The following is a 3560-nucleotide window of genomic DNA, read 5'->3' on the forward strand; positions in this document are numbered from 1 at the left end:
TCGCGTCGCCCGCGCCCGGCCTGCTGCCGTGGCTCGACACGTACACATTCCCGACCGAGCGCCGGTTCGACGACCCGGCGCATGCGCGCGAGGTCGCGGAATTCTTCGTCGACGCGCTGCTCGCGTGCGGGACGACGAGCGCGCTCGTCTACTGCACGGTGCACAAGCAGTCGGCGGACGCGCTGTTCGCGGCGAGCGAATCGCGCGACCTGCGGATGATCGCGGGCAAGGTGCTGATGGATCGCAACTGTCCCGAATTCCTGCGCGACACCGCACAGTCCGGCTATGACGACAGCGCCGAACTGATCGGCCGCTGGCACGGCCGCGGCCGCCAGATGTACGCGCTCACGCCGCGCTTCGCGCCGACGTCGAGCGAAGCGCAGCTCGAAGCCTGCGGTGAGCTCGCGCGCCGCCATCCGGATGTGTTCGTGCAAAGCCACGTCGCGGAGAACGTCGACGAAGTGAAATGGGCGGCCGAGCTGTTTCCGGGCCACCGCAGCTATCTCGACATCTACGACCATTACGGGCTGCTGCGCCGCCGCGCGGTGTATGGCCACTGCATCCATCTCGACGACGACGACCGCCGCCGGATGGCCGAAACGGGGACGGCGGTCGCGCACTGCCCGACCTCGAATTTCTTACTCGGCAACGGGCTGTTCGATTTCGACAAGGCGGGCGAATACGGCGTGCCGGTCACACTGGCCACCGATGTCGGCGGCGGCACGTCGTTTTCGATGTTGCAGACGATGAACGAGGCGCACAAGGTCGCGCGGCTGTCCGGGCATCACCTGAGCGCGACGCGCATGTTCTGGCTCGCAACCGCGGGCGCCGCGCAGGCGCTCGACCTCGACCGCACGGTCGGCACGCTCGCGCCTCGCACCGAAGCGGACTTCGTCGTCCTGGATCCGAAGGCGACGCCGCTGCTGGCGCGGCGCACCGCGCGTGCGGAATCGCTCGAGGAACTGCTGTTCGCGTTCGCGCTGCTCGGCGACGATCGCGCGGTGTATCGCACTTACGCGGCCGGACGCTGCGTGCACGAGCGGGATGCCGCACGGCGTACCGCCTGACGCAGCGCCGGCCGGCGTCAAAGAAGCCGGCGCGTCATGCTGCGCGCCGGCATCCGTACGGGCGTCGCTTTATCGGGCGGGGGCGGCTGCGCCCGATGCCGGGCCGGCCGGCACCGCGCGCTCGTTGGACGCCGCCGACGCCGGGCTCCCCTTCTTGTCGACCGGAATCCGCACCGTCCTGACCGCCCCGTTGCCGAGCGGGAAATCGGCCAGCGCGCCGCGCGCCAGGAACGGCATCGCCTGCAGCAGCGACGCGGTGTCGCCCGTCGTGCGGGCGGTCACGTTGTACACCTCCTTGCCGGTCGCCCGTTCGGTGATCCGGATACCGAGCGTGTAGTCGAACACCTGATAGGTCTGGTTCACGTAGCTCGTCGGGAACGGACCGAACGCGCCCCAGGGACCCCACGGCCCGCGCCGCCAGTACGGGCCGGGCCCGACAAACCACGGGTCGTAATAGACCGGCTGCGGCACCGACACAAGATCGCTGCCGACGCCGTAGGCCAGCCCCACGAGGTAACGGGCGTTCGCCTGCGGTACCTGCCGGAACGCATACGCGGACAGCTCGTTCGCGACGATCGGCTCGTAGGTCGACTGCTCGATGCTGTTCTTCTGCGCGTCGTTGCGCGTGAAGGCAAAGGTGCGGGCCGCGTCGCTGCCGCTCCAGTCGGAAAAAGCCGTGACCTGCGTCGTCACATAGCTGGTGCAGCCGGACAGCAGCATCACGCACAGCGCCGCCGCCCCTGCCGCACCGCGATACATCCGTTCGCGTTTCATGTTCGTCCTCTTCAATGCCCCGTTCGTCACGCCCGCATGCGACGCGGACGGGATGCCGATAATACGCGGACAGCCCGGAACGGTAAAAAGTTCGTCCGGCACACGGCCCCAAGCCTTTGTACAATGGGCCGGTTTGCCGGGCCCGCGCCGCGTGCCCCAACCCGACTCCACCGACATCGACGATCATGTCCGACAACGCATCCAACACCGTGATCCGCCGCGCCGACTACACGCCGCCGGCCTTCCTCATCGACTCCGTCGCGCTCGAATTCGATCTCGCCCCGGCCCGCACGGTCGTCAGGAATACGATGCGCGTGCGCCGCAACCCGGACGCGGCGCCCGCGCCGCATCTGGAACTGATGGGCGAAGCGCTCGAATTCATCGGCGCATCGCTCGACGGCGCGCCGCACGCCGCCGTCCGCGTGCACGAGCAGGGACTGACCGTCGAGAACGTGCCCGAAACGTTCGAGCTGACGATCGAAAGCGCCTGCGCGCCGGACCGGAACACGACCTTGTCGGGCCTGTACGTGTCCGGCGGCAACTTCTTCACGCAGTGCGAAGCCGAAGGTTTTCGCCGCATCACCTACTTCCTCGACCGGCCGGACGTGATGGCGTCGTACACGGTGACGCTGCGCGCCGACAAGGCCGCGTACCCCGTGCTGCTGTCGAACGGAAACCTGATCGATTCGGGCGACCTGCCCGACGGCCGCCACTTCGCGAAATGGGAAGACCCGTTCAGGAAGCCGAGCTACCTGTTCGCACTCGTCGCGGGCAAGCTCGTCGCGATCGAGGAAAAGATCACCACCGGTTCCGGCAAGGAAAAGCTGCTGCAGGTGTGGGTCGAGCCGGCCGATCTCGACAAGACCCGGCACGCGATGGATTCGCTGATCCATTCGATCCGCTGGGACGAAAAGCGCTTCGGCCTCGAACTCGATCTCGACCGCTTCATGATCGTCGCGGTCGGCGACTTCAACATGGGCGCCATGGAGAACAAGGGTCTCAACATCTTCAACACGAAGTACGTGCTGGCGAACCCCGAAACGGCGACCGACACCGATTTCGCCAACATCGAATCGGTCGTCGGCCATGAATACTTCCACAACTGGACCGGCAACCGCGTGACCTGCCGCGACTGGTTCCAGCTCAGCCTGAAGGAAGGCCTGACGGTGTTCCGCGACCAGGAATTCTCCGCCGACATGTCGGCCGGCGACGACGCGAACGCCGCGGCCCGCGCCGTCAAGCGCATCGAGGACGTGCGCGTGCTGCGCCAGCTGCAATTCGCCGAGGATGCGGGCCCGATGGCGCATCCGGTGCGCCCGGAAAGCTATGTCGAGATCAACAACTTCTACACGATGACCGTCTACGAGAAAGGCTCGGAAGTCGTGCGGATGTATCAGACGCTGTTCGGCCGCGACGGCTTCCGCCGCGGGATGGATCTCTACTTCCAGCGCCACGACGGCCAGGCCGTCACCTGCGACGACTTCCGCCACGCGATGGCGGACGCCAACGGCCGCGACCTCGCGCAGTTCGAGCGCTGGTACAGCCAGGCCGGCACGCCGCGCGTGGCGGTGCGCACCGCGTACGATGCAGCCACGCGCCGTTATACGGTCACGCTTGCGCAAGGCTATGGCGACGCGTCGCCGGCTGCGCGCGACACACAGCAAGGGCCGCTCCTGATTCCGTTCGCGATCGGCCTGATCCCGAGTTACGCGTCGATCG

At 67.4% G+C, this 3560-nt stretch carries 3 protein-coding genes; 2 read left to right on the plus strand and 1 reads right to left on the minus strand.

What is annotated here, in order from left to right; genetic code table 11:
• The coding region (gene guaD / locus KH616_RS23045) for a guanine deaminase (protein WP_292252207.1) at positions 1 to 1067 on the plus strand (1067 nt) is incomplete at its 5' end.
• Between the two features lie 69 nt (positions 1068 to 1136).
• Here the strand turns inward: guaD and KH616_RS23050 are convergent.
• Complete coding sequence (locus KH616_RS23050; RefSeq protein WP_292252208.1) at positions 1137 to 1841, minus strand: DUF4136 domain-containing protein; 705 nt, start codon at positions 1839 to 1841, stop codon at positions 1137 to 1139.
• 185 nt (positions 1842 to 2026) lie between these two features.
• Here KH616_RS23050 and pepN point away from each other — a divergent pair.
• Positions 2027 to 3560: aminopeptidase N (pepN, locus tag KH616_RS23055; protein WP_292252209.1), on the plus strand; the 1534-nt coding region annotated here is incomplete at its 3' end.

Origin of the sequence: Burkholderia sp. (genome assembly GCF_018375725.1) — a bacterium.
Classification (GTDB): Bacteria; Pseudomonadota; Gammaproteobacteria; order Burkholderiales; family Burkholderiaceae; genus Burkholderia.

Excerpts from the sequence above, each read along its gene's own strand:
- KH616_RS23050 (WP_292252208.1), bottom strand. The coding sequence starts at position 1,841 with ATGAAACGCGAACGGATGTATCGCGGTGCGGCAGGGGCGGCGGCGCTG.